Source organism: Chromohalobacter sp. HP20-39 (assembly GCF_033052815.1).
GTDB lineage: Bacteria > Pseudomonadota > Gammaproteobacteria > Pseudomonadales > Halomonadaceae > Chromohalobacter.
This window is the reverse complement of record NZ_JAWHTP010001019.1, coordinates 1-247: the sequence shown is the minus strand read 5'-3', so window position 1 is coordinate 247 and position 247 is coordinate 1. Positions and strand designations below refer to the sequence as shown.

The 247-nt window shown below is 64.8% G+C and carries 1 protein-coding gene; it reads right to left on the bottom strand.

What is annotated here, in order from left to right:
- Nucleotides 1–247: 2Fe-2S iron-sulfur cluster-binding protein (locus tag RVY79_RS21010; protein ID WP_317466550.1), on the bottom strand; the 247-nt coding region annotated here is incomplete at both ends.

Genomic DNA, 247 nt, shown 5'->3' with positions numbered 1-247 from the left:
ACCAGGCACGTCCCGCAGATGCCTTGTCCGCAGGAGACCGGCACCTCAATGCCAGCCGCGGCAAGTGCTTCCGCCACGGTCTGCTCCGCTGGCACGGCAACGGTCTTGCCTGAGCTGGCGAGCTTCACTTCAAACGCATCGCCGGTGGCCTCGACGCTGGCGGCAAAGAATTCGTAGTGCAAGCGATCCTCTGACCAGCCCAGCCGGCGTGCTGTCTCCAGCACAGCATCCATGAAGCCCTTGGGGC